Source organism: Streptomyces sp. NPDC002825, from assembly GCF_040295385.1.
Classification (GTDB): Bacteria; Actinomycetota; Actinomycetes; order Streptomycetales; family Streptomycetaceae; genus Streptomyces.
Map to the genome: position 1 here is coordinate 85,665 of NZ_JBEOVH010000023.1, position 22,601 is coordinate 108,265.

General features: G+C 71.3%; 20 protein-coding genes. 8 read left to right on the forward strand and 12 right to left on the reverse strand.

Annotated features, from left to right (window positions below; genetic code table 11):
- Window positions 1–224: 224 nt before the first annotated feature.
- The 8 genes from ABT041_RS26345 to ABT041_RS26380 form a co-directional block, all read right to left on the reverse strand.
- Window positions 225–1,673, reverse strand: coding sequence for a nucleobase:cation symporter-2 family protein (locus tag ABT041_RS26345; protein ID WP_502976596.1), 1,449 nt, complete (start codon window positions 1,671–1,673; stop codon window positions 225–227).
- Window positions 1,674–1,995: 322 nt separating this feature from the next.
- The gene (locus ABT041_RS26350) at window positions 1,996–3,384 is read right to left on the reverse strand and encodes an 8-oxoguanine deaminase (RefSeq protein WP_351188506.1); all 1,389 of its coding nucleotides are present in this window, start codon (window positions 3,382–3,384) and stop codon (window positions 1,996–1,998) included.
- 48 nt (window positions 3,385–3,432) lie between these two features.
- On the reverse strand, window positions 3,433–4,851 hold the full coding sequence (locus tag ABT041_RS26355) for a nucleobase:cation symporter-2 family protein (RefSeq protein WP_351188509.1): 1,419 nt from the start codon (window positions 4,849–4,851) through the stop codon (window positions 3,433–3,435).
- 73 nt (window positions 4,852–4,924) lie between these two features.
- On the reverse strand, window positions 4,925–5,848 hold the full coding sequence (pucL, locus tag ABT041_RS26360; protein WP_351188512.1) for a factor-independent urate hydroxylase: 924 nt from the start codon (window positions 5,846–5,848) through the stop codon (window positions 4,925–4,927).
- Between the two features lie 5 nt (window positions 5,849–5,853).
- A complete protein-coding gene (gene uraH, locus ABT041_RS26365; protein WP_116158141.1) occupies window positions 5,854–6,243 on the reverse strand; it encodes a hydroxyisourate hydrolase in 390 nt (129 codons plus the stop codon).
- Window positions 6,240–6,770, reverse strand: coding sequence for a 2-oxo-4-hydroxy-4-carboxy-5-ureidoimidazoline decarboxylase (gene uraD, locus ABT041_RS26370; RefSeq protein WP_351188515.1), 531 nt, complete (start codon window positions 6,768–6,770; stop codon window positions 6,240–6,242). Before uraD ends, uraH begins: the two co-directional genes overlap by 4 nt.
- Window positions 6,771–6,926: 156 nt before the next feature.
- Window positions 6,927–7,265 (reverse strand): helix-turn-helix domain-containing protein, encoded by a 339-nt coding sequence (locus ABT041_RS26375; protein ID WP_351188600.1) that lies wholly within the window; start codon window positions 7,263–7,265, stop codon window positions 6,927–6,929.
- 44 nt (window positions 7,266–7,309) lie between these two features.
- Window positions 7,310–7,564 (reverse strand): YkoF family thiamine-binding protein, encoded by a 255-nt coding sequence (locus ABT041_RS26380; RefSeq protein WP_351188518.1) that lies wholly within the window; start codon window positions 7,562–7,564, stop codon window positions 7,310–7,312.
- Window positions 7,565–7,701: 137 nt separating this feature from the next.
- Here ABT041_RS26380 and ABT041_RS26385 point away from each other — a divergent pair, with 137 nt between their 5' ends.
- The 3 genes from ABT041_RS26385 to ABT041_RS26395 all read left to right on the forward strand — a co-directional run bounded on the left by ABT041_RS26385 (window position 7,702) and on the right by ABT041_RS26395 (window position 11,115).
- The gene (locus tag ABT041_RS26385) at window positions 7,702–8,535 is read left to right on the forward strand and encodes a TIM barrel protein (protein WP_351188521.1); all 834 of its coding nucleotides are present in this window, start codon (window positions 7,702–7,704) and stop codon (window positions 8,533–8,535) included.
- A 44-nt stretch (window positions 8,536–8,579) separates the two neighbouring features.
- Window positions 8,580–9,470, forward strand: coding sequence for a 2-hydroxy-3-oxopropionate reductase (locus ABT041_RS26390; RefSeq protein WP_351188524.1), 891 nt, complete (start codon window positions 8,580–8,582; stop codon window positions 9,468–9,470).
- A 187-nt stretch (window positions 9,471–9,657) separates the two neighbouring features.
- Window positions 9,658–11,115: a catalase gene (locus ABT041_RS26395; protein WP_351188527.1), complete on the forward strand. Its 1,458-nt coding sequence runs from the start codon at window positions 9,658–9,660 to the stop codon at window positions 11,113–11,115.
- Window positions 11,116–11,429: 314 nt separating this feature from the next.
- Here the strand turns inward: ABT041_RS26395 and ABT041_RS26400 are convergent, their stop codons facing one another.
- Window positions 11,430–12,632, reverse strand: a complete 1,203-nt coding sequence (locus ABT041_RS26400) for an MFS transporter (RefSeq protein ID WP_351188530.1) — start codon at window positions 12,630–12,632, stop codon at window positions 11,430–11,432.
- 58 nt (window positions 12,633–12,690) lie between these two features.
- Here ABT041_RS26400 and ABT041_RS26405 point away from each other — a divergent pair, with 58 nt between their 5' ends.
- Window positions 12,691–13,707, forward strand: a complete 1,017-nt coding sequence (locus ABT041_RS26405; RefSeq protein WP_351188533.1) for an ArsR/SmtB family transcription factor — start codon at window positions 12,691–12,693, stop codon at window positions 13,705–13,707.
- A 12-nt stretch (window positions 13,708–13,719) separates the two neighbouring features.
- On the opposite strand, the gene gcl is transcribed toward ABT041_RS26405, so the two are convergent.
- On the reverse strand, window positions 13,720–15,507 hold the full coding sequence (gcl, locus tag ABT041_RS26410; RefSeq protein WP_351188536.1) for a glyoxylate carboligase: 1,788 nt from the start codon (window positions 15,505–15,507) through the stop codon (window positions 13,720–13,722).
- A gap of 811 nt (window positions 15,508–16,318) precedes the next feature.
- On the opposite strand from gcl, the gene ABT041_RS26420 reads away from it, so the two are divergent.
- The 3 genes from ABT041_RS26420 to ABT041_RS26430 all read left to right on the forward strand — a co-directional run bounded on the left by ABT041_RS26420 (window position 16,319) and on the right by ABT041_RS26430 (window position 18,399).
- Window positions 16,319–16,960 (forward strand): hypothetical protein, encoded by a 642-nt coding sequence (locus ABT041_RS26420; protein WP_351188602.1) that lies wholly within the window; start codon window positions 16,319–16,321, stop codon window positions 16,958–16,960.
- 109 nt (window positions 16,961–17,069) lie between these two features.
- On the forward strand, window positions 17,070–17,855 hold the full coding sequence (locus tag ABT041_RS26425) for a TIGR04222 domain-containing membrane protein (protein WP_351188538.1): 786 nt from the start codon (window positions 17,070–17,072) through the stop codon (window positions 17,853–17,855).
- Window positions 17,856–17,874: 19 nt separating this feature from the next.
- Window positions 17,875–18,399 carry a GNAT family N-acetyltransferase gene (locus tag ABT041_RS26430; protein WP_351188540.1) on the forward strand — a complete coding sequence of 175 codons (525 nt, stop codon included), beginning with the start codon at window positions 17,875–17,877 and terminating at the stop codon, window positions 18,397–18,399.
- Window positions 18,400–18,412: 13 nt separating this feature from the next.
- On the opposite strand, the gene ABT041_RS26435 is transcribed toward ABT041_RS26430, so the two are convergent.
- Window positions 18,413–19,999, reverse strand: a complete 1,587-nt coding sequence (locus ABT041_RS26435) for an AMP-binding protein (RefSeq protein WP_351188542.1) — start codon at window positions 19,997–19,999, stop codon at window positions 18,413–18,415.
- Window positions 19,996–21,681, reverse strand: coding sequence for an AMP-binding protein (locus ABT041_RS26440; RefSeq protein WP_351188544.1), 1,686 nt, complete (start codon window positions 21,679–21,681; stop codon window positions 19,996–19,998). Before ABT041_RS26440 ends, ABT041_RS26435 begins: the two co-directional genes overlap by 4 nt.
- A 91-nt stretch (window positions 21,682–21,772) precedes the next feature.
- On the opposite strand from ABT041_RS26440, the gene ABT041_RS26445 reads away from it, so the two are divergent.
- Window positions 21,773–22,597, forward strand: coding sequence for a helix-turn-helix transcriptional regulator (locus ABT041_RS26445; protein WP_351188546.1), 825 nt, complete (start codon window positions 21,773–21,775; stop codon window positions 22,595–22,597).
- Window positions 22,598–22,601: the final 4 nt, after the last annotated feature.

The following is a 22,601-nucleotide window of genomic DNA, read 5'->3' on the forward strand; positions in this document are numbered from 1 at the left end:
GCCCACCGGACCTGTGGGGGCGACCGACACCCCTACCCCAGGCACGACATGGTCGTTCCCGGCCGTGCCCACCGGACCTGTGGGGGCGACCGACACCTCTACCCCAGGCACGACGTGGTCGTTCCCGGCCGTGCCCACCGGACCTGTGGGGTCGGCCGACACCACTGCCCCGGGCCCCGCGGCGTGCGCGGGGGCCGGGGCGGGCGGGGGGATCAGGAGCGGGTTCAGTGGGCGTGCGCCGCCTTCGCCGAGGCGGTTCCGGAGATCTCCTCGCCGGGCTCCATGGGCGCGGTGACCTCGTCGGCGTCGCGGCCCCGGCCCAGGTGGTTGAAGACCACGTTGAGCAGGACGGCGGCGACGCAGCCCGTGGAGATGCCCGAGTCCAGGATGATCTGGGCGGTCTCCGGGAAGGCGTGGTAGAAGTCCGGCTTCGTGATCGGGATGATGCCGACCGCCAGGGAGACGGCCACGATCAGCACGTTGTTGTCCTTCTCCAGGCCGGCCTTGACCAGGGTCTGGATGCCGCTGGCGGCGACCGAGCCGAAGAGGACCACACCGGCGCCGCCGAGGACCGGCCGGGGCACGACCGAGATGAGCGAGGCGGCGACCGGCGAGAGGCCCATCAGGACCAGGAAGCCACCGCCGCAGGCGACGACGAAGCGGCTGCGGATCCGGGTCATGGCGACGAGGCCGATGTTCTGCGCGAAGGCGCTGCACATGAAGCCGTTGAAGAGGGGGCTGAGCGCGGAGCCGAGGGTGTCGGCGCGCAGTCCGGCCGCGATGGTCTTCTCGTCGGCGGGGCGCTCGACGATCTCGCCGAGCGCCAGCATGTCGGCGGTCGACTCGGTCATGGAGACCAGCATGACGACGCACATGGAGATGATCGCGGCGAGGGCGAACTGCGGGGCGCCGAAGTGGAACGGGGTCGGGAAGCCGACGATGTCGGCCTCCTTCACCGGGCTGAAGTCGGTGACGCCGAAGGGTATGGCGATGAGCGTGCCGAGGACGAGACCGACCAGGACGGCGACCTGCTTGAGGAAGCCGCGGGTGAAGCGCCGGAGCAGCAGGACCACGACGAGGGTGATGCCGGCGAGCGAGAGGTACGTGGTCGAACCGTAGTCCTCGGCCTTGGGGTTGGGCCCCTGGGCCCAACCGAACGCGACCGGGAGGAGGGAGACGCCGATGAGGGTGATCACGGAGCCGGTGACGACCGGCGGGAAGAACCGCACGAGGCGGGAGAAGAACGGGGCGGCGGCGAAGCCGAGGAGTCCGGCGACGATGATCGCGCCGAAGATCACGGGGAGCGCGTCGGCCTTGTTCTCGGTGGTGTCGACGATCGCCAGCATCGGCGCGACGCCGGCGAAGGTGACGCCGTTGACGAACGGCAGCTTGGCGCCGATCTTCCAGATGCCGAGCGTCTGGAGGAAGGTGGCGAGACCTGCGGTGAAGAGGCTCGCGCCGGTGAGGAAGGTGAGCTCGGTGCCGGAGAGGCCGACGGCCGCTCCGACGATCAGGGGCGGGGCGACGACACCCGCGTACATGGCGGCCACGTGCTGCAGGCCGCTGGTGAGCATCTTGAGTGGGGGCAGCGTCTCGTCGACCGGATGCTTCTCACGGTCTTCGGGGGCGGAGCCTGCGTCTGGTGCATTGCGAACCTGGGGCTTGGCGGCCACGGCGGTTCCTCCGGTCGGTTACACGTCGGCGGCGACGAGGGGTTCAGGGAGGTGGTGCGATGCGGTGCGAAGTGCAGGAGGTGCGGCTCGTTGCGAGGTAGGGCGGGTGGTGCGGGTGGGGCGGGGTGGTGCGGGGTGCCGCGGAGGGGGAGCGCGGCGGGGACGGGTGCCCGGTGTGGGGGTGCGGACACGCTTCACCGTCCCGGGTGGTGCCGTACGTCTTCTGCGTACGGCACCACCCGGTCGGGCTGCCGCGGGCCCCGCTCGGGTCCGCGGCGACCGACCGAGGGCCGTCCCCCTCGGTCGGACTCCGTGGGGAGGGTCAGCTCTGGGCCGTGATCCGGGCCAGGCGCTGCGCCTCCGCGCGCGCGTCACGCGCGATCTGCTCCTCGTCGGCGAACAGGAGTCGGTTGTTCTCGACGATCTGCTTGCCGTTGACGAAGGAGGCGGTGACCGGGGCCGCCGCGCCGAAGACGATGGCGGTGACCGGGTCGGCGATCGAGGAGTGGCCGAGGCCGTCGATCTTCCAGAGGACGAAGTCGGCGAGCTTGCCGGCCTCGAGCGAGCCGATGTTGTCGGCGCGGCCGAGGACCTGGGCGCCGCCGTAGGTGCCGAGGCGCAGGGCCTGGCGGGCGTTGAGCGCGGCCTCGCGGTGGGCGCCGAGGCGGTTGATGAGGAGCGCGTTGCGCAGCTCGGTGTGGAGCTCGCCGGACTCGTTGGAGGCGGTGCCGTCGACGCCGAGGCCGACGGGGACGCCCGCCTTGAGCATGTCCGGTACGCGGGCGATGCCGGCGGCGAGGCGCGCGTTGGAGGACGGGCAGTGCGCGACACCGGTCTTGGTGCGGGCGAAGGCCTCGATGTCGGAGTCGTTCATGTGGACGCAGTGCGCCATCCACACGTCCTCGCCGAGGAAGCCGGTGGACTCGAAGTAGTCCGTCGGGCCCATGCCGAAGAGCTCGTGGCAGAACTTCTCCTCCTCCACGGTCTCCGAGCCGTGGGTGTGCATGCGCACGCCGAGCCGGCGGCCGAGCGCGGCGCCCTCGCGGAGCAGCTCGGTGGAGATGGAGAAGGGCGAACAGGGGGCGACGGCGACCTGGGTCATCGCGTCGAAGGAGGCGTCGTGGTACTTCCGCACCGTCTCCTCGGTCGCGGCGAGCGCGCCCTCGGTGGTCTCGACGGCGAAGTCCGGCGGCAGGCCGCCGTCCTTCTCGCTGCGGTCCATGGAGCCGCGGGCCAGGGTGAAGCGGACGCCCATGTCGGCGGCCGCGCCGATGATGGCGCCGGAGAGGTCGCCGGAGCCCTGCGGGTACACGTAGTGGTGGTCCATGGCCGTGGTGACACCGCCGCGGGCCATCATCGCCAGGGAGCCCTGGGCGGCGACGCGGACCATCGACTCGTCGATCCGCGACCACGTCGGGTAGAGCGCGACCAGCCAGTTGAAGAGGTTGTGGTCGGTGGCCAGACCTCGGGTGATCCACTGGTAGAAGTGGTGGTGGGTGTTGACCAGACCGGGCGTCACCAGATGACCGGTGGCGTCGATCCGGCGGACCACGTTCTCCAGGCCCTCGGGCGCCTTGCCGGCGCCGATGGACTCGATCTTGTTGTCGGCGACGACGAGGTACCCGGAGGCGTACTCGGTGTCGTTCGCGTCGACGGTCGCGATCGCCGCGTTCTCGATGACGATGCGCTGGGCTGCCGAAGGTGCTGCCATGGCGGTGCTTCCTTCATTCCTCGGGGATGGTTCGGGCACGGCAGGACCCTAGGAGGATTTGAGTGCCGGAGCCGCGTGACGGCTCCGGGTGCCGAGATGGTGGAAGAACAGGTTCAGCAGGACGGCGACGAGCGCGCCCGCGCTGATGCCGGAGCCGAGCACGGTCTGCGCCCAGGCGGGGAAGCCGGCGTAGAAGGTGGGTGCGGCGAGCGGGATGATGCCCGCTCCGAGCGCGACGGCCACCAGGATGATGTTGGAGCTGTCGTCGAGTCCGGCCTCGGAGAGGGTACGGATGCCGCTGACCGCGATGGAGCCGAAGAGGACGATGCCGGCGCCGCCGAGGACGGGCATCGGGACCATGGACACGACCGCGCCGAGGACGGGGAAGGCGCCGAGGACGAGCAGGGCGCCGCCGGCGACGGCGACCACGTACCGGGACCGGACCCGGGTCAGCGAGACGACGCCGACGTTCTGCGCGAAGGCGGAGGTCGGGAAGCCGCCGAAGACGGGGCCGAGCAGGGTGGCGATGCCGTCGGTGCGCAGTCCGCGGGTGATGGTCTTCCCGTCGCTGCGGCGCTCGCAGATCTCGCCGAGGGCGAGCATGCCGGCGCTGGACTCGGTCATGAGGACCAGCATCACGATGCACAGGGAGAGGATCGCGGCGGGCTGGAACTCGGGGGCGCCGAAGGCGAAGGGGGCGGGCAGGGCCGCGACCGGTGCCTCGCGCAGGGCGCTGAAGTCGGCCATCCCGAAGGGGATCGCGGCGAGGGTGCCGATGAGCAGGCCGAGCAGCAGGGCGATCTGCTTGACGAAGCCCTTGCCGAAGCGCTGGAAGAGCAGGATGACGACGAGGGTGAAGGCGGCGAGTGCCAGGTACTTCATGGCCCCGAAGTCGGCGGCGGTCCTGTCGCCGCCCTGGGCCCAGCCGACGGGCACGGGCATCAGGGTGACCCCGATGAGCGTGATCACGACGCCGGTGACCAGCGGCGGGAAGAAGCGCAGGAGCCTGCCGAAGAAGGGGCCGACGGCGAGGCAGAAGACTCCGGCGACCATCACCGCGCCGTAGATGGCGGGGAGTTGGTGTCCGGGGGCGCTGGTCTCGGCGATGGCGAGCATCGGGGCGATGCCTGCGGACGAGGCGGCGTTGACGAACGGGAGCCGGTTGCCGGCGAAGCGTCCGAGGCCGAGGGTCTGCAGGATGGTCGCGCAGCCCGCGATGAGCAGGCTTGCGGCGATGAGCCGGGTCATTCCTGCGGCGTCCAGGCCGACGGCCTGACCGATGATGAGCGGAGGGGTGACGACGCCGGCGTACATGGCCGCGATGTGCTGGAGTGCCGCGGGGACGAGCCGCGAGGCGGGAAGCTTCTCGTCCACCGGGTGGCACTCGGCCGTTGCCGAGGCAAGGGTGGACGGAGGGGTGGAACACGGGCCTTCGGCGTTTGCCGGCCCCTGTGCAGGCTGAGCCATTGTTGTTCCCTCCGGTCCGGTGCGCCGGCCCCGCCCGACTGCGGGCGGGCGGGTCCGGCGACGCGGATGCCGCTTAGAGGTTGGTCATGTCGACCGGGATCTGCGCCGTGGCTCCGTCGCGGAGGACGGTGGCCTCGATGAGGCCGTACATGCGGTCGGCGGCGTAGTAGACCTCGTTGTCGTTCTTCAGGCCGAAGGGCTCGAGGTCCACCAGGAAGTGGTGCTTGTTCGGGAGCGAGAAGCGGACTTCGTCGATCTCCGAGCGGTGGTTGATGATGCGCGTGGCCATCTGGTACAGCGTCTGCTGCAGGGAGTACGAGTACGTCTCCGAGAAGGCCTCGAGCATGTGCTTCCTGGTCTGCTCGTAGGACCGCTCCCAGTTGGGCATGCGCTGGTCGTCGTCGGTCCAGTTGAACCGCCAGCGACCGGACACCTGGGTGGCCAGGATGCGGTCGTACGCCTCCTGGAGCGTCGTGTACTGGTCCTTGATGTAGCCCCAGAACTCCGAGTTGGTGGAGTTCATGACGACGAGGTCCTTGAGGCCGGAGATGACCTCCCACTTCTCGCCGTCGTAGGTGATCTGGGTGACGCGGGTCTCCTGGCCCTTGCGGGCGAAGGAGTGGTTGACCTCGTCGGAGCCGATGAACTTGGAGTTGGCGTCGGAGGAGGCGATGCGCTCCCAGGCGTACTCCTCGATCCGGATCCGCGCCCGCTTGATCGGCTCCTGGCTCGTCACGAAGTGGCGGGCGAGGTGGATGCCGAACTGCTCGGCGGACTCGATGCCGTACTCCTTGGCGAACGCGAAGACGGTGTTCTTCGTCGTGTCGGTGGGGAGGCAGTGGGCGTTCGAGCCGGTGAGGTGGACGTCGTCGAGGTCGCCGGAGAGGGCGACGGAGACGTTCAGGTCCTTGATGTGGTGGGTGGCGCCGTCCCGCGTGATCTTGACGACGCGGTTCTCTGCTTTGCCGTACTGGTTCTGGCCGAGAATCGTGGGCATGTCTGCTAGCTCCCTCGGTAAACGGAGTAGCCGAACGGGTTGAGCAGCAGCGGTACGTGGTAGTGCTCGCCCGGCTTGACGGCGAACGTGATCGCCACCTCCGGGAAGAACGCACCGCTGTCCCTTACGCGGGGGGCGTCCTGCTGCGCCTCGGCTTGCTTCTTGGCGAAGTACGTCTCGGTCTCGAAGTCGAGACGTACGTGGGTGGTTTCTTCCGGCAGCGCCGGCAGGTCCTTGCAGCGCCCGTCCGCGTCGGTGGCGGAGCCGCCGAGCGTGACCCACTCCGCGTCGGAGCCGCTGCGGGCCGCGAGCGTGATGGCCACGCCCTCGGCCGGGCGGCCGATGCTGGTGTCCAGGATGTGGGTGGACACCGAGGCGGTGGTGTCGGTGCTCATGCGGAGCTCTCTTCCTCGGAGGTCTCGGTCTCGACGAGACGGGTCAGCCGGATGCGGTTGATCTTGCCCAGTTCGGTGCGGACGGTCTCCCGCTCCACCTCGGGCGTGTTGCCGATCCGCTCCCGGACCGCGTCGCGCATCTGCTCGCCGGTCCTGCCGGTGGCGCAGATGAGGAAGACATGACCGAACTTGTCCTGGTAGGCCAGGTTGAGTTCGAGCATCTCGGCCTTGAGCTCCGCGGAGGCGCCGGCCATCCCGCTCTGTTCGCGGGAGGAGGTCGGGTCCCCTGCCTTCGGACGACCGATCGGCGGGTGCCCCGCCATCGCCTCGGCCAGGTCCTCGGTGGTCAGCTCGGCCATGGCGGCGTCGCTGGCGAGGAAGAGGGCTTCGGCGGTGGAGTACGGGCGCTGGGCGAGGACCTTGCTCCCCCACGCCGAACTGGAACACACCTCGTGGAGCGCGGCGACGGCCTCGCTGTCCGAGGAGGTGTTGAACCGGGCGAGGCCCGGTGTCGTACCTGAAGTCACGGGAAGCCTCCGTGGCTGTTTTTCGCTGTGCGTCGGACGGGCTGCGGATAGCTAACGCCCTCCGCAACACAACGTCAACACTTTGTTGAAAACTCGGCCATACAAAAGCCGTCGTCCCGACATCTGGACGACGGCTTATGACCCGAACATGATCAACTACTCGCTCTTGGTGGCCTTTTCCCTGTTCAGGGCGGTCTCCCTGTTCAGGTAGTTGTACACGGTGAAGCGGCTGACGCCGAGCGCCCCGGCCACCGTCTCCACTCCATGGCGTACGGAGAAGGCACCGCGTGCCTCCAGGATCCGGACGACCTCCTGCTTCGCCTTGCGGTCCAGTTCGGCCAGCGGCATCCCGTGCCGCCGCTCCATCGCCGCGAGGATGTGGTCCAGGGAGTCCGAGAGCTGCGGCAGACGCACGGCGAGCACGTCCTCACCCTCCCAGGACAGGACGACGTCGTCGACCTCTGCCTGCGCGGGGACCAGGAGCTCGGCGCCCATGGCGTCCACCAGGGGCTTCACCGCCGCGACCAGGGGGTGCTCGCTCACTTCTCGCCCTCCCCGATCACGTTGACCTGGAGCGAGACGCGCGTGGCGCCGGCCGCGAGCGACTTGCGCAGCAGGGAGTCGACGGCGGTGAGCACCGCGTCGGCGGCGCCCTCCGCCGTGTTCCCGAAGGGGCCGACGTCGACCGCGTCCAGCTCGGCCGACTGGATGACCTCACGAGCCACGACCGCGTGCGCCGGCGCCTCGTCGAGGTCGAACGGCTCGGTGGTGAACTCCACTCTCAAACGCTCCATGGCCCCACGCTACGGCCCCGCCCCGCCCCGCGGGAGCCCCGGACCTGCGGGGACCTCTTGACAAGTGCGTCACCCGCCTTGCAACATTCCGTCAGACAGAAACTTACTTCCGCAATACGGAAGGAGCGCCGCCCCTCATGGGATACACGGACCAGCGCTTCGATGTGAACCTGTCGATCCTCTTCACGGAACTCCCGCTCCTGGAGCGCCCCGCGGCCGCCGCCGCGGCGGGCTTCACCGCGGTCGAGCTGTGGTGGCCCTGGATCGACACCGCCACCCCCGAGCAGAGCGAGCTCGACGCCCTCAAGAAGGCTCTTGAGGACGCCGGCACCCAGCTGGTGGGCCTGAACTTCTACGCCGGGCAGCTCCCCGGCCCGGACCGCGGAGCCCTCTCCGTGCCCGGGGAGGAGTCGGACCGCTTCCGCGCCAACATCGAGGTCGCCGCCGACTTCGCCGCCTCGGTCGGCTGCAAGGCGCTCAACGCGCTCTACGGCAACCGCGTCGAGGGCGTGGACCCGCAGATCCAGGACACCCTCGCCCTGGAGAACCTGGTCCTGGCCGCCCGCGCGGCCGACCGGATCGGCGCGATCCTCCTCGTCGAGACCCTCAACAAGCCGGAGTCGCCGCTCTACCCGCTGGTGAGCGCCCCCTCCGCGATCGAGATCGTCGACAAGGTCAACGCCGCCACGGGCCTCGGGAACGCGAAGTTCCTGCTCGACATCTACCACCTGGCCATGAACGGCGAGGACGTCAGCGCGGTCATCGCACAGTACGCCGACAAGACCGGCCACGTGCAGATCGCCGACAAGCCGGGCCGTGGCGCCCCGGGCACGGGCGAGCTGCCCCTCGAGCAGCTCCTCGACGAGCTGAGGAAGGCCGGTTACGACGGCTGGGTCGGCCTGGAGTACAAGGCCGCCGATGCCGCCGCGTCCTTCGAATGGCTGCCCGCCGAGGCCCGCCCCGCCAGCTGACGCAGGCTCCCTCCCCGTACCACCTTGTTTTGAGAGGCACCCTCATGAGCAACCTCCCCAAGATCGCTTGGATCGGCCTCGGCATCATGGGCTCCCCCATGTCCGAGAACCTCCTGAAGGCCGGCTACTCGGTCACCGGCTTCACCCTGGAGCAGGACAAGCTGGACCGCCTGGCCAAGGCCGGCGGCACCGCCGCCGGCTCGATCGCCGAGGCCGTCAAGGACGCCGACGTCATCATCACGATGGTGCCCGCCTCCCCGCAGGTCGAGGCCATCTCCTACGGCCCCGAGGGCATCCTGGAGAACGCCAAGCAGGGCGCGCTGATCGTGGACATGTCCTCGATCACCCCGCAGACCTCGGTCGACCTCGCGAAGAACGCCAAGGAGAAGGGCATCCGCGTCATCGACGCCCCGGTCTCCGGCGGCGAGGCCGGCGCCATCGAGGCCGTGCTCTCGATCATGGTCGGTGGCGAGCAGGCCGACTTCGACGAGGCCCTCCCGATCCTCGAGGCCCTCGGCAAGACGATCGTCCTCTGTGGCCCGCACGGCTCCGGCCAGACGGTGAAGGCCGCCAACCAGCTGATCGTCGCGGTCAACATCCAGGCCTGCGCCGAGGCCGTCGTCTTCCTGGAGAAGTCGGGCGTGGACCTCAACGCCGCCCTCGACGTCCTCAACGGCGGTCTGGCCGGCTCGACCGTGCTGACCCGCAAGAAGGACAACTTCCTGAACCGGGACTTCAAGCCCGGCTTCCGGATCGACCTGCACCACAAGGACATGGGCATCGTCACCGACGCCGCCCGCAACGTCGGTGCGGCCCTCCCGGTCGGCGCGGTCGTCGCCCAGCTGGTCGCCTCGCTGCGCGCCCAGGGTGACGGCGGCCTGGACCACTCGGCCCTGCTGCGCGCCGTCGAGCGCCTCTCCGGCCAGCAGGTCTGACCCAGCGCCCCTTCACCGGGGCCCCTGATTTCCGGTCGGTGGCGGCGCTGACAACCTGTCCTGTCGCGCCCAGGCGTCGCCGCCGACCGGAACACCACACTTCATTTTCAACAAACTGTTGACGTGCTGTTCGAGCCGAATTTACGCTCCTCGGACCGTCAGCAGAGCTCCCGTACGGAAGGTCACCATGTCGAAGCGCGTGCTTACGACCGAGTCCGGCGCCCCCGTCGCCGACAACCAGAACTCCGCCACCGCCGGCGTCGGTGGCCCTCTCCTCCTCCAGGACCAGCACCTGCTGGAGAAGCTCGCGCGCTTCAACCGTGAGCGGATCCCGGAGCGCGTGGTGCACGCCCGCGGTTCCGGCGCGTACGGCTACTTCGAGGTGACCGACGACGTCACCGCGTACACCAAGGCGAACTTCCTCGGCGAGGTCGGCAAGAAGACCGAGACCTTCATCCGCTTCTCCACCGTGGCCGACTCGCTCGGCGGCGCGGACGCGGTGCGCGACCCCCGCGGTTTCGCCCTGAAGTTCTACACCGAAGAGGGCAACTACGACCTCGTCGGCAACAACACCCCGGTGTTCTTCATCAAGGACCCGATCAAGTTCCCCGACTTCATCCACTCGCAGAAGCGCGACCCCTTCACGGGCAAGCAGGAGCCGGACAACGTCTGGGACTTCTGGGCGCACGCCCCCGAGGCCACCCACCAGATCACCTGGCTCATGGGCGACCGCGGCATCCCGGCCTCGTACCGTCACATGAACGGCTACGGCTCGCACACCTACCAGTGGACCAACGAGGCGGGCGAGGCCTTCTTCGTCAAGTACCACTTCAAGACGAACCAGGGCATCCGCTCGCTCTCCGCCGAGCAGGCCGCCGAGCTCGTCGGCAAGGACGCCAACTCGCACCAGACCGACCTGCTCCAGGCCATCGAGCGCGGTGTGAACCCGAGCTGGACCCTGTACGTCCAGATCATGCCGGCCGCCGAGGCCGCGGACTACCGCTTCAACCCCTTCGACCTCACCAAGGTGTGGCCGCACAGCGACTACCCGCTGCAGCGCGTGGGCCGCCTGGTCCTCGACCGCAACCCGGACAACGTCTTCGCCGAGGTCGAGCAGGCCGCGTTCTCCCCGAACAACTTCGTGCCGGGCATCGGTCCCTCGCCGGACAAGATGCTCCAGGGCCGTCTCTTCGCCTACGCGGACGCCCACCGCTACCGCCTCGGTGTCAACCACACCCAGCTCCCGGTGAACGCCCCCAAGGCGACCGTGGCCGAGAACTACGGCCGCGACGGCGCCATGGCGACCCGCAACGGCTCGCGCTACGACAAGAACTACGAGCCCAACTCGTACCAGGGCCCGGCCCAGACCGACGCCGCGCTCTCCGCGCCGCTCGCCATCCACGGCTGGACCGGCACCCACGAGGCGCCCGCCCACACCAAGGACGACGACTTCTTCCAGGCCGGTGAGCTCTACCGCCTGATGTCCGAGGACGAGAAGAAGCGCCTCGTCGCCAACATCGCCGGCGGCCTGTCCCAGGTGTCCCGCGAGGACGTCATCGAGAAGAACCTCGCGCACTTCGCCGCCGCCGACCCGGAGTACGGCAAGCGCGTCCGCGAGGCCGTCGAGGCCCTGCGCGAGGACTGACCGCACAGCAACACCCAGACTGCGTACGGCACCTGACGGGAGGTCAGTGTCGTACGTGGTCCGGATCGCCGGCCCGGATGAGGGGTGGTCGGTGAACCGGACAAGCGTGAGGACCGCGGCGGCTCCGAGCCAGTGCGGTGGTAAGGACGCCGGGCCCCCTTCTTGACCTGAAAGAAGGGGAACCGCCACGGCGCCCGTCGGAACCGCCGCGGTCCCAACGCCCCCTTCCGAGGGGTCCCCGATACTTCGCACATCCCAAGACTCCGCCCGGCGGCGCGAACGTCCTGTCGCGTCAGCCTCGTGCCGTCGGGCGGTCACAAGACGGGAGAGCGCGGAACCAGGTTTACGGTCCCTGGTTCCGCGCTCTTCTTCGTTGCCCGGGCCAGCAGGAACGTCACGGTGAGCGAGGCGACGGCGAGCAGCACCATTCCCGTGCGCGGTGACGTGTACTGGGCGAGGGTGCCGGCCAGGGCCGCGCTCAGCCCCTGCAGGGCGAGCATCCCCGAGGTGTGCAGCCCGAGGGCGTGACCGCTCAGCTCCTCCGGCACCAGGGTCATCAGCTGCTCCTGGTGGAGCAGGCTCGCCCCGTACCCGACCGCCGACACCGTCACGAGCACGAGCGCGAGCGGCAGCCCCGGGTCGAGGGCGAACAGCAGGAACGGGGCCGCGAGCAGCGCCTGGAGCGGGAAGCGGATCCGCTCGCGCAGCCGCGCCGGTACGAAGCGGCCGATCGCGGTGTCCCCGGCCAGCATCCCGAGCGCGCCGCACGCGAAGAGCAGCCCGGCGCGCTCGGGGGCGTACGGCACGAAGAGCGACTCGCAGCCGACGACCAGACCGTTCGGCACCCAGAGCGCCAGGTAGGCCCGGCGGCGGGCCGGGACGGCCCAGAGGCGCCCGTTGGTGCGCCAGGTCTCGGCGACCGAGGGCCGCCCGGCCGCGCGGGGCGGGCGCGCCCCGAGGCCGAGGCGGGCGGCCAGGGCGGCGGCGAGGTAGAGACCCGCGCCGGCGAGGACCGTGCCGCGGGGCGAGAGCAGGGCGACGAGGATCCCGCCGGTGGCGAAGCCGCCGATCTGGAAGGCGCCGGTGGCCATGTTCATCACGGAGCGGCCCAGGAGGTACTCCTCGCGCGGGAGGATCTCGTTGAGGAGCCCGTAGCGCGCCCCGCCGCCCAGCGAGGCCGCGAGCCCCTCGGCGAGCAGGATCGCGAAGACCGCCCAGGTGGGCAGCGCGGGGATCGCGAGGGCGGCGGTGCCGACGGCGAAGAAGAGGGCGATGCCGGAGAGCGCGGCGCGCGGCGGCAGCCGGTCGGCGGCGGAGAGCAGGGTGGTCGCGCCGACGAGCTGGGCGAGCGAGGGGCCGAAGAGGGCCAGGGCGGACAGGAACGGGGACCCGGTGGCGCGGAAGACGAGCGTGGCGAGTCCGAGCCCTGCGACGGTCTGGGCGGCGGTGTGGGCGGCGCCGGTGAGGAAGAGCGGTTTGAACTCGGGGGTGCGGAAGAGCGCGCGGTAGCGGGGCATGCGAGGAGTCTCGGAGGGCGCGGCGGACCACCGGTAGTGTTTCGCGGGGAGGCGAAACATGGGCTGGTGGCAGATCGGCACGGACACCCTGGCGGGGAGCTCGTTCGTGCTGTCCCCGCTCGCCGAGACGGTCGCCTCGCTCAAGACCCTGCACCTGGCGGTGGCGACGCACCCGGGCGAACGGGCCTGGCTCGACCGGCACCTGCCCGCGTACCGGGAGCGGCTCGCGGCCGAGCCGGTCGACGCGCTGCTCGTACGGGCGTCGTTCTCGCCGACCTGGAACGCGGACTTCCTCACCCCGACCCCGCGGGGCGACCGCGAGCGGAGCTTCGAGGAGGAGGTCGAGGCGGTGCGCGCGACCGAACCCGCCGATGCCGTCGACCAGTTGGCGGTGTCGGTCGGCGGGCCGGTGCCGGAGCCGCTGCGCTCGGCGCGGGATCTGCCGGAGCGGCTCGCGGACGTGCTCGGCTGGGTGTGGCGGGAGACGGTGCTGCCCGAGTGGGCGCGGCGGCGGCGCGTCCTGGAGGCCGACGTGATGGCGCGGACGGCGCTGCTGAGCCGGGGCGGCTGGGCGGCGGCGCTCGACGAGCTGTGCCCGGGGAAGATGCGCTGGCTCGGCGACGGGCGGCTCCAGGTCAACACCCGTGACTATCCGCCGCGTTCGGTCGACCGGGGACGTCTGCTGCTCGTTCCGGTGACGCCGGCCACCGGGTGGGTGTCCTGGGAGGAGACGGAGCGGTACGCGATCGTCTATCCCTGCGCGGGAGTTCTGGCGGACGCGGCCGGTCCCGCGGTGCCGCAGGCCCTGGGGGCCCTGCTCGGGACGGCCCGGGCCGGGGTGCTCGTACGGCTCGGATCGCCGCTTTCCACCAGCCAGTTGGTGGCTCTGACGGGGCAGGGGCTGGGCTCGGTCGGCCGGCATCTGAAGGTGCTGCTCGACGCCGGGCTCGTACGGCGCGGGCGGGCGGGCCGCTCGGTGCTGTACGAGTGGACGGAGGCGGGCGCGGTGCTCGTGGCGGCACAACGGGGAGACCCCCGCCCCGGTGCTCCTCGGGGCGGGGGCCGGTCCCTCTGACGAGGGGGACGATCAGACCTGGAGGGCCTTGATCGCGGTCGGGGCGTGGCCGGGCTCGGTGGCCAGCTCCTCGAACTCGGTGACGTCGCTCATGTCGACGGTCTTGCTCATGGCGATGTTGGTGATGCGCTCCAGGATCGCCTCGACGACGACCGGGACCTGGTGCTCGACGGCCAGCTTCTTGGCCTCCTCCAGGGCCTCGCCCAGCTTGTCCGGGTCCTCGACGCGGATCGCCTTGACACCCAGGCCCTCGGCGACCTTGACGTGGTCGACGCCGTAGACGCCGATCTCCGGGGTGTTGATGTTCTCGAACTCGAGGTTGACCTCGAAGTTGATGCCGAGGCCGCCCTGCGCCTGACGGATCAGACCGAGGTAGGCGTTGTTCACGAGGACGTGGACGTAGGGGACCTTGTGCTGGGCGGCGACCGCCAGCTCCTCGATCATGAACTGGAAGTCGTAGTCGCCGGAGAGCGCGACGACGGGGACGTCCGGCTGCGCGGTCGCGGCGCCGATGGCGGCCGGGATGGTCCAGCCGAGCGGGCCGGCCTGGCCGCAGTTGATCCAGTGGCGCGGCTTGTAGACGTGCAGGAACTGCGCGGCCGCGATCTGCGAGAGACCGATGGTGGTGACGTAGCGGGTCTCCGGGCCGAAGGCCTTGTTCATCTCCTCGTAGACGCGCTGCGGCTTCATGGGGATGTTGTCGAAGTGCGTGCGGCGCTGGAGGGTGGCCTTGCGCTCCTGCGCGGAGGCGGCCCAGGCGGAGAAGTCCGGCAGCTTGCCTGCGGCCTTCCACTCCTTGGCGATCTCGATGAAGAGCTCCAGGGCGACCTTGGCGTCGGAGGCGATGCCGTAGTCGGGGGCGAAGATCTTGCCGAGCTGGGTGGGCTCGATGTCGACGTGGACGAACTTCCGGCCCTTGGTGTACGCCTCCAGGTTGTAGCCCGTGTGGCGGTTGGCCCAGCGGTTGCCGATGCCGAGGACGAAGTCCGACTCCAGGAAGGTCGCGTTGCCGTAGCGGTGCGCGGTCTGGACGCCGACCATGCCGGCGGCGAGCTCGTGGTCGTCCGGGATGGTGCCCCAGCCCATGAGGGTGGAGATGACCGGGATGCCGGTCAGCTCGGCGAACTCGACGAGCAGGTCGGAGGCGTCGGCGTTGATGATGCCGCCGCCGGCGACGATCAGCGGGCGCTCGGACTCCAGGAGGAAGCTCAGGGCCTTCTCGGCCTGGGCGCGGGTCGCGGACGGCTTGTAGACCGGCAGCGGCTCGTAGGTCTCCGGGTCGAACTCGATCTCGGTCAGCTGGACGTCGATCGGCAGGTCGATGAGGACCGGGCCGGGACGGCCGGAGCGCATCAGGTGGAAGGCCTGCTGGAAGACGCCCGGGACCTGCGCGGCCTCCAGGACGGTCGTCGCGGCCTTGGTGACCGGCTTGGCGATCGAGGCGATGTCGACGGCCTGGAAGTCCTCCTTGTGGAGCTTCGAGACCGGGGCCTGGCCGGTGATGCAGAGGATCGGGATCGAGTCCGCGATGGCCGAGTACAGGCCGGTGATCATGTCGGTGCCGGCGGGGCCGGACGTACCGATGCAGACGCCGATGTTGCCGGCCTTGGCACGGGTGTAGCCCTCGGCCATGTGGGACGCGCCCTCGACGTGGCGGGCGAGCGTGTGGCTGACGCCGCCGACGTTCTTGAGCTCGCGGTAGAAGGGGTTGATCGCCGCGCCGGGGACGCCGAACGCCTGGGTGACGCCTTCGCGCTTGAGGATCTCAACGGCCGCTGCGGCGGCGGTCATACGAGGCATGGGAGTGCTCCTGCTTCGGCCGGGCGGATCCAGACGGGGCCCCGTCTCGGGAGGCCCTGCCGCCTGTTTCCGTAATGCGGAAATGCTGTTCTGCTATACGGAAGCAATGTAGGTCGGGCCCCGGAGAGCCGTCAAGAGAAGTCCGCCCGCCGGGATCACGGAAGTGGCCGAACACCCTCCCCCGGGGTGTCGGATGGGTGGACGATGGGGCGGAACGACAGGGGGTTGGGCTGTGGGCGAGTCGGTACCGGTGCGCTGTCCGGAGTGCCTGCGCACGCAGGCGTACGCGCCACCCGTCTTCCCCTGCGCATGCGGAAGCCCGGTCGCCCCGCCGGTGGCGGCGGGCGCGGTCGCGGAGCCGATCACGCACCGGAACTGGGCGGACGAATGGGTCAAGGTCCGCTGCGAGGCCTGCGACCGCGAGAACGACTGGCCGCACCCGGAACTGTGCTGCCCGTGCGGGACGGTCCTGCGGGTACCGGTACGGGCGGTGGAGCCCAAGGGCACGGAGGCGGCGGGTACGGGGCCGGTGGCGGCGGACGGGAGCGGCGCGGTCGCCGGGGGCGCGGCAGGCGGGGTGTCCGGAACCGGGCGCGGCGTCTCGGCAGGAGATACGGAGGACACGGGGGACACGGGAGGCGGGGCGGGCGGCACGGGCGGCACCTCGTCCGGTGCGGCCGGGGGCCTGGCCGGTACCGGCGGGGGCGCCGTGCCGGCGCGGGAGCCGGAGGCGTCGACGCCGCTCCCGCCCGCACCGGGGGCGGCACGGCCCGGAGCCTCGGCGTCCGCCGGTGGGGCCCCGGCCCGGCCCGTGGAGTCCGGGTCCCCCTGGTTCGGACCGGGTCCCACCGCATGGGGCGGGGCCGGTACGGCGGCGGGGCCCGGGGCGGACGAGCCCGGTCCGGTCGGGTGGCAGGCGGACGAGCCCGGTCCGGTCGGGTGGCAGGCGGACGAGCCCGGTCCGGTCGGGTGGCAGGCGGACGAGCCCGGTCCCGCGGGGCCGCGTACCTTCGCCGAGCGGTACCCCGCGCACATCCCGCTCCCCGTCACCGCCCCGCGCCCCGCTCCGCTGCGCGGAGCCTTCCGGCCCGTGACGATCCGGACCTCGCGGGACGCGGTCGCGGCGGCGGCCGGGTATCTGCGCTGGCTCGGTTTCCGCGACGTCGTCCAGCCCGAGGAGCGCCCCTCGTCCGGGGTGGACCTGCGGGCGCCCGGCCTGGTCGCCCAGGTCGACCCGAGCACCCGGCCGACCGGGCTGCGGGCCGTCGAGTGCCTGTGGCTCAACGGGCTGAGCGCCGCCACCGTGAGCGTGTTCTTCTCGCTCGCGGGCTACACCCCGGAGGCCCGCTCGCGCGCCGCCGAGGTCGGGCTCCCGCTCTTCGTGCTCGACCTGACGGGCACCCCGCAGCCGGTCAACGACGCGGCGGAGGACCTGGCGGCGGGCGGCGCCTGACCGCGGAGGCCGTTCGGGGCGCCCACACAACTCCTCGGCATCCGAAATCGGCCATTCACGCGTGACGATCACGCTCCCCCGGGCACAACACCCTCGGGGGGTGGGTGTCATGCCGACGGCTACGTGGTGGTTCATCGGGGCGGCCTGGGGTGAACTGCTGCTGGCCGCCCTGCTGTTGACAAGCGGAGGAACCCGCAGCGAGGAGCCCGGGGCCGACGCCGTGCCCGCACCGCAGGCCCTCGCGCTGCTGCGGGGCGGGCGGCGGGCGGCCGTCACCGTCGCCCTGGTGGCGCTGCACCAGCGCGGGGCGGTCGCGGCGGGCCGCAAACATACGATTCGGGCCAATGGCGGACCGGGCCGCACCCGTGACCCCGTACAGCTGGGCGTGCACGGGGCGCTGCACCGGGCCCTCGCGCTGCGGACGCTCGCGCTGCGCCCCGAGGCGCGGCGGGCGGTGGACGCGCTGCGCGGCGAGCTGCGCGGCGCGGGGCTGCTCCGGCCGCTCCCGCGGCTGTGGGCGGCCCGGGTCCTCCTCGGCTGTGTACCGCTGACGGTGCTGGCGGGACCGTTCGTGACGGGGGCGGAGGGTCCGGCCCTCGCCGGGGCCCTGGCGACCGGGATCCCGCCGGTCCTGGTGGCGGTGGCGCTGCTGCGCCTGCCGGAGACGACGAGGGCGGCGCGGCGGCTCCTGGCCGTCCTGCGGGAGCGGTATCCGCTGCCGGCCCACCGGCGCGAGGTGACGGACGGCCGGCTCGTCCAGCTGTACGTGGCGCTGTACGGGGATCCGGCCCTGGCCCTGTTCCTGCCCCGTTTCTCGCGCGAGGGCGGTCTGCTCGACCGCCCCCGGGAGGACGAGCACAACCGTCCCCCGACGCACGGCGGCCCGCCGCGCTGAGCCCGCGCCATACTGGCGTATGCGCATCAGAGCGGCCGCTCCGGCCGAACTCCCGCTGCTCCAGGACATCGAACGGGCGGCGGGCGAGCCGTTCCGTACTCTCGGCATGGCGGCGATCGCCGACGACGACCCGCTGCCGCTGGACGTCCTGGAGACGTACCGCAGGGCCGGCCGGGCCTGGGTGGCGGTGGACGCCGCCGACCGGCCGGTCGCGTACCTGCTCTCGGACACCGTCGACGGTGCCGCCCACATCGAGCAGGTGTCGGTGCACCCGGACGCCGCCCGCCGGGGCGTCGGCCGGGCGCTGATCGAGCATCTGGCGGCCGCCGCCGGGGAGCAGGGCCTGGCGGCCCTGACCCTGACGACCTTCGCGGAGGTCCCGTGGAACGCCCCGTACTACACCCGCCTCGGCTTCCGCCCGCTGACGGACTCGGACCCGGCGCTCACGGAGGGGCTGCGCGCCATCAGCCGGGCCGAGGCGGCCCACGGCCTGTCGGCCTGGCCGCGGGTCTGCATGCGCCGGGAGGTGGTCCAGGAGCCGTAGGTTTCCGAGTCCTCTAGGAGCCGTACGTCTGCCGGAGCTCCACCTTCCGCACCTTGCCGCTCACCGTCATCGGGAACTCGGTGAGGATCTCGACCCTGCGCGGGATCTTGTAGTGGGCGAGCCGGTCCCGGCAGAAGGCGGTGAGCTCGTCCAGGGTGGGCGGGTCGGCGGGGTCGCGCGCGATCACGCAGGCCAGGATCTCCTCGCCGTACCGCTCGTCGGGGACGCCGACGACCTGGACGTCCGCGATCTTGGGGTGCCCGTAGAGGAACTCCTCGATCTCGCGCGGGTACACGTTCTCGCCACCACGGATGATCATGTCCTTGATGCGGCCGACGATCTGCACGTAGCCGTCGTCGCGCATCACCGCGAGGTCCCCGGTGTGCATCCAGCGGCCGGGGTCGATCGCCTCGGCCGTCTTGTCCGGCTCGTCCCAGTAGCCGAGCATCACGCTGTAGCCGCGGGTGCACAGCTCCCCCGCCGTGCCGCGCTCCACGGTCAGCCCGGTCGCCGGGTCGACGACCTTCACCTCGACGTGCGGCATGACCCGGCCGACGGTGCCGGTGCGGCGCTCCAGGTCGTCGTCGCGGCGGGTCTGGGTGGAGACGGGCGAGGTCTCGGTCATGCCGTAACAGATCGACACCTCCGCCATGTTCATCTCGGTGACGACCCGCTTCATCACCTCGACCGGGCACGGCGAGCCCGCCATGATCCCGGTGCGGAGCGTGGAGAGGTCGTACGCGGCGAAGTCGGGGAGGTTGAGCTCGGCGATGAACATCGTGGGCACCCCGTACAGCGAGGTGCAGCGCTCCTCCTGGACCGCCCGGAGGGTGGCCGCGGGGTCGAAGGACGGTGCCGGGATCACCATGCAGGCGCCGTGCGAGGTGGCCGCGAGGTTGCCCATGACCATGCCGAAGCAGTGGTAGAAGGGGACCGGGATGCAGATGCGGTCCTGCTCGCTGTAGGCGATCATCTCGCCCACGAAGTAACCGTTGTTGAGGATGTTGTGGTGGGAGAGCGTGGCGCCCTTCGGGAAGCCCGTCGTCCCCGAGGTGTACTGGATGTTGACGGGCTCGTCGCAGGAGAGCGGCTCCGGGCGCAGCTCCCCGGGCGTACGGGCGAGCAGCGCGTCCCAGGTCGGGTCGCCGAAGTAGACCGCTTCCCGCAACTCCGGGCAGTCGGCCCGTACTTGCTCGACCATCGCCCGGTAGTCGCTGGTCTTGTGCCTGAGGGAGGCGAAGAGCAGGGAGATGCCGGCCTGCTTGAGCACGTACTCCAACTCGTGGGCGCGGTAGGCCGGGTTGATGTTCACCATGATCGCGCCGATGCGGGCGGTGGCGTACTGGACGAGCACCCACTCGGCACAGTTCACCGCCCAGATGCCGACCCGGTCGCCCTTGCGGACTCCGCTGCCGAGCAGGGAGCCCGCCAGCCGGTCGACGTCCGCGCCGAACTGCGCGTACGTCCAGCGGCGTCCGGTGGGCACGTCGACGAGGGCCTCCCGGTCGGGCCAGGCGGCGACGGCACGGTCGAGGTTGGCGCCGATGGTGTCGCCGAGGAGCGGCGTGTCGGAGACGCCGTGCGCGTAGGACAGGTTCACGAGAGGTCCCCTTCCGCGTACTCCTTGCCGCCGCCCTCCGCCGTCAGCCGGCGCAGTTCGACGCGCCGGATCTTGCCGGACACGGTCTTGGGCAGGTCGGCGAACTCGATGCGGCGGACGCGCTTGTACGGGGCGAGGACCGCGCGCGAGTGGGCGAACAGGGCCTTCGCGGTCTCCTCGCCGGGCTCCCAGCCCGCCGCGAGGACGATGTACGCCTTGGGGACGGCGAGCCGCAGGGGATCCGGGGCGGGGACGACGGCCGCCTCGGCGACGGCCTCGTGCTCCAGGAGGGCGCTCTCCAGCTCGAAGGGCGAGATCTTGTAGTCGCTCGCCTTGAAGACGTCGTCGGCGCGTCCGATGTACGTGATGTAGCCGTCGGCGTCCCGGGAGCCGATGTCGCCGGTGCGGTAGTAGCCGCCGTCCATGGCCTCCGCCGTACGCTCCGGGTCGCCGTGGTAGCCGGTCATCAGGCCCACCGGGTTGACGCTGAGGTCGAGACAGATCTCGCCCTCCTCGACGTCCGGCGTGCCGCTCACCGGGTCGACGAGGGTGACCCGAAAGCCGGGGCTGGGGCGCCCCATGGAGCCCTCCTTGAGCCGCTGGCCGGGGCTGTTGGACACCTGGACGGCGGTCTCGGTCTGGCCGAAGCCGTCCCGGATGGTGACGCCCCAGGCGCGCCGCACCGACTCGATGACCTCGGGGTTGAGCGGTTCGCCGGCGGCGACGACCTCCCGGGGCGGGGTCTTGAGCTGGCTCAGGTCGGCCTGGATGAGCATCCGCCACACGGTCGGCGGGGCGCAGAAGCTGGTGACGCCGTGGCGCTCCATCTCGCTCATGAGCCGGGCCGGGTCGAAGCGGGTGTAGTTGTGGATGAAGACGGTCGCCTCGGCGTTCCACGGCGCGAAGAGGTTGGACCAGGCGTGCTTCGCCCAGCCCGGCGAGGAGATGTTGAGGTGGACGTCGCCGGGCTTGAGGCCGATCCAGTACATCGTCGACAGGTGGCCGACGGGGTACGAGGTGTGGGTGTGCTCGACCAGCTTGGGGCGGGCGGTCGTGCCGGAGGTGAAGTACAGCATCAGGGTGTCGTCGGCGAGGGTGACGCCGTCGGGCTCGAAGACGTCCGACTCCTCGGCGGCGAGCTCGTACCCCAGCCAGTTCGCCCCGTCGCCGCCCACCGAGATCCGGGTGTAGTCCCCGGGGACGTCGTCGAACTTGGCGGTGTCCTCGGCGCGCACGACGACGTGCCGGGCGCGGCCCCGGTCGACGCGGTCGCGCAGATCGGCGGGGCCGAGGAGCGGGGTGGCGGGGATGAGGACGGCGCGCAGCTTCATCGCGGCGAGCACCATCTCCCACAGCTCGACCTGGTTGCCGAGCATCAGGATGATGCGGTCGCCGGCGCGGACGCCCTGGGCGCGGAGCCAGTTCGCGACCCGGTTGGAGCGGGCGGACATCTCGGCGAAGGAGACCCGGGTCTCGGAGCCGTCCTCCTCCACGATGTGCAGCGCGGTCCGGTCGTTGTCCCGTGCGATGACGTCGAACCATTCGAGCGCCCAGTTGAAACGGTCGGGCCGGGGCCACACGAAGCCCTCGTAGGCCCTCTCGTAGTCCTCGCGATGCTGCAGCAGGAAGTCCCGGGCGGCCCGGAACCTCTCCGTCGCGCCGGTCGCGCTCGTGGGCGTCATGTGTCCTCCTCATTGCGGCACCTGTCCCGGACATCGTGTAATCGGTGACCCAGGTCTCACTACCCCCGTTCGGGGGTGAAGGAGTGGTTCCGTGCCCGAGATGGTGGAAGCGGTGGAGTTGCGTACGGCGCTGCTGCGGCTGAGGCGCGCCAGCGGGCTGCCCGTCGCCTTCGGCGGACTGCTCCAGGAGGGGGCCACCGGCCGCACGGTGCGGATCGCCGAGCTGAGCGGGGCGGTGACGCCCGCGCTGAGCGGTCTGACGATCTCGGCGGGCTCGGGCCTGGGCGGGAAGTGCCTGGCGCTGTCGCGGCCGTGCGCGGTCACGGACTACCCGTCGTCGCGGCACATCACCCACGAGTACGACGTGCCCGTCTCGGCGGAGGGCCTGCGCGCGGTGATCGCCGTCCCGGTCGTCGTGCGGCGCAAGGTGCGCGGTGTGCTGTACGGGGCGCTGCGCGAGTCCCTCCCGATCGGCGAGCGGGTCTTCGACGCGGCGATGGCGGCGGCCCGTGACGTGGAGCAGGCCCTGGCGGTACGGGACGAGGTACGGCAGCTGCTCGCGCCCCCGCCGCCGGGACCGTCCTGGGAGGAGGTGCGGCAGGCGTACGGGGAGCTGCGCGAACTGGCGCCGAAGGTCGTCGACCCCGCGCTGCGGGAGCGCCTCCTCGCGGTGTGCGGCCGCCTCGAATCGGCCTCGGGCACGGCCTCCGCGAACCCCTGCGTCTCGCTCACCCCGCGGGAGACGGACGTCCTCGCGGCGGTCGCCTCCGGCGCGACGAACGCGACGGCGGCGGAGCGTCTCGGCCTCCGCCCGGAGACGGTGAAGGGCTACCTCCGCTCGGCCATGCGCAAACTCGGCGCCCACACCCGCCTGGAGGCGGTGGTGGCGGCCCGGAGGGCGGGGGTGCTGCCGTGACGGA

What these genes read in the sequence shown, in the direction of transcription:
- ABT041_RS26350 (WP_351188506.1), bottom strand. Translation starts at nt 3,384, where the DNA reads ATGGCAGCACCTTCGGCAGCCCAGCGCATCGTCATCGAGAACGCGGCG.
- ABT041_RS26355 (WP_351188509.1), bottom strand. Translation starts at nt 4,851, where the DNA reads ATGGCTCAGCCTGCACAGGGGCCGGCAAACGCCGAAGGCCCGTGTTCC.
- pucL (WP_351188512.1), bottom strand. Translation starts at nt 5,848, where the DNA reads ATGCCCACGATTCTCGGCCAGAACCAGTACGGCAAAGCAGAGAACCGC.
- uraH (WP_116158141.1), bottom strand. Translation starts at nt 6,243, where the DNA reads ATGAGCACCGACACCACCGCCTCGGTGTCCACCCACATCCTGGACACC.
- ABT041_RS26375 (WP_351188600.1), bottom strand. Translation starts at nt 7,265, where the DNA reads ATGGGCGCCGAGCTCCTGGTCCCCGCGCAGGCAGAGGTCGACGACGTC.
- ABT041_RS26380 (WP_351188518.1), bottom strand. Translation starts at nt 7,564, where the DNA reads ATGGAGCGTTTGAGAGTGGAGTTCACCACCGAGCCGTTCGACCTCGAC.
- ABT041_RS26385 (WP_351188521.1), top strand. Translation starts at nt 7,702, where the DNA reads ATGGGATACACGGACCAGCGCTTCGATGTGAACCTGTCGATCCTCTTC.
- ABT041_RS26390 (WP_351188524.1), top strand. Translation starts at nt 8,580, where the DNA reads ATGAGCAACCTCCCCAAGATCGCTTGGATCGGCCTCGGCATCATGGGC.
- ABT041_RS26395 (WP_351188527.1), top strand. Translation starts at nt 9,658, where the DNA reads ATGTCGAAGCGCGTGCTTACGACCGAGTCCGGCGCCCCCGTCGCCGAC.
- ABT041_RS26400 (WP_351188530.1), bottom strand. Translation starts at nt 12,632, where the DNA reads ATGCCCCGCTACCGCGCGCTCTTCCGCACCCCCGAGTTCAAACCGCTC.
- ABT041_RS26405 (WP_351188533.1), top strand. Translation starts at nt 12,691, where the DNA reads ATGGGCTGGTGGCAGATCGGCACGGACACCCTGGCGGGGAGCTCGTTC.
- gcl (WP_351188536.1), bottom strand. Translation starts at nt 15,507, where the DNA reads ATGCCTCGTATGACCGCCGCCGCAGCGGCCGTTGAGATCCTCAAGCGC.
- ABT041_RS26425 (WP_351188538.1), top strand. Translation starts at nt 17,070, where the DNA reads ATGCCGACGGCTACGTGGTGGTTCATCGGGGCGGCCTGGGGTGAACTG.
- ABT041_RS26430 (WP_351188540.1), top strand. Translation starts at nt 17,875, where the DNA reads ATGCGCATCAGAGCGGCCGCTCCGGCCGAACTCCCGCTGCTCCAGGAC.
- ABT041_RS26440 (WP_351188544.1), bottom strand. Translation starts at nt 21,681, where the DNA reads ATGACGCCCACGAGCGCGACCGGCGCGACGGAGAGGTTCCGGGCCGCC.